The 1,105-nt window shown below is 69.5% G+C and carries 1 protein-coding gene; it reads right to left on the minus strand.

Annotated features, from left to right (window positions below; all coding sequences use genetic code 11):
- The coding region (locus ABZV38_RS40540; RefSeq protein ID WP_356333990.1) for an ISL3 family transposase at window positions 1-960 on the minus strand (960 nt) is incomplete at its 3' end.
- Between the last annotated feature and the right edge of the window lie 145 nt (window positions 961-1,105).

The raw sequence follows: 1,105 nt of genomic DNA on the forward strand, positions 1-1,105 counted from the left end.
CGCGGTGGGACGGGTCTTGGCCAGGGTGAATACGCTCCGCAGAGCTTCCTTGAGGAGGTAGGCGCGGTGGAGGCGGGGGTCGGTCGCGGCGATCCAGGTGAGCTTGGCGGCCTGGCGGTCGGTGAGGTCGTCGGCGTTCTTCCACAGCGCGAACCGGGAGTCCTTCAACGCGCGGGCCGTCTCGCGGCCGCCGGTGTCCTCGGCCTGGTGGCGGGCCCGGTTCCACGAGGCTCTGCGTTCGGTGTCCAGGGCATCGGTGGCCCAGGCGACCACGTGGAAGGGGTCCATCACCCGTACCGCCCTCTCAGCACGCTCGGCGAGGACGTCGGCGATCCAGCCGGCGCCGTCGGCGCTGATGTGGGTGAGTGCGGCGGCCCGTTGGTCGCCGAGGTCGTCGAAGAAGCGGTGCAGGACGGTCTTGCCGTGCCCGTCGGCCATCCAGACGACCCGGCCGGTGTCGTGGTCCACGACCACGGTCATGTACTTCTGCCCCTTGCGGTAGCTGATCTCATCGATCCCGATCCGGGTCAGCCCCGCGAGCCGGTCGACGGTCCGGTCGCGGTCGGCGACCACGCGCGCCACGATGCCGCCGACCGTGCGCCACGAGGTCCGCATCAACTGCGCGGTCGCGGACTTGGAGCACTCCGCGGCCATCCACGCGGTCTGCCGGTCGAAAGCCAGGCTGTGCCCGGCGTCGTGGCGGGCCCAGGGCACGGCGGCCGTGACGACGCCGTGCGACCGGCACCACACCCGCGGCATGTCGGCCTCCAGGAACACCCGCACCGCCCCGTGGTCCAGGCACCGCCACCGGCGCCTGCCCCGGCCCGCGTCGTACCCGGCGGCCGGACGGCGGCACTGTCCGCACCTGCCACGACGGCGGGCATCAGGCCGTACTGACACGATCACACACTGTTCGTTCTCATCGATCCGGACGCCCTCGACCACCATGTTTTGGGTCATCAGCGTCCGCTTCCATATCCTGAAGACAGACACGCCGTTTTCCTGCTTGATCCAACTTGAGCCTCAACACCTCAAGGATCACAGGAGACGGCGTGTTTCACGTATCAGGGCAGGTCAGAGCACCCACACATACGGCAGGAGAGCC

Origin of the sequence: Streptomyces sp. NPDC005181, assembly GCF_040608395.1 — a bacterium.
Classification (GTDB): domain Bacteria; phylum Actinomycetota; class Actinomycetes; order Streptomycetales; family Streptomycetaceae; genus Streptomyces.